Raw genomic sequence first — 204 nt, forward strand, 5'->3', positions numbered from 1 at the left:
TGGGAGAGCGCTTGCATGGCATGCAAGAGGTCAGCGGTTCGATCCCGCTTACCTCCACCAGCAGCAAAATCGCAGTCAGGTTTTGTTAGTCGTTGAAGTGGTGCAGATGTTGTTTGGAAGTTCCGCGGTCCCCATCGTCTAGAGGCCTAGGACATCACCCTTTCACGGTGAGTACAGGGGTTCGAATCCCCTTGGGGACGCCAG

1 tRNA gene is annotated in these 204 nt (G+C 55.9%); it reads left to right on the top strand.

The window, feature by feature from the left end:
* Nucleotides 1–127 precede the first annotated feature (127 nt).
* Nucleotides 128–203: transfer RNA gene (locus tag K0F86_RS27260), tRNA-Glu, on the top strand.
* The last annotated feature ends 1 nt before the right edge of the window (nt 204 follow it).

Source organism: Janthinobacterium sp. UMAB-60 (assembly GCF_900095235.1).
In the GTDB taxonomy this organism is placed as follows: Bacteria; Pseudomonadota; Gammaproteobacteria; order Burkholderiales; family Burkholderiaceae_D; genus Janthinobacterium.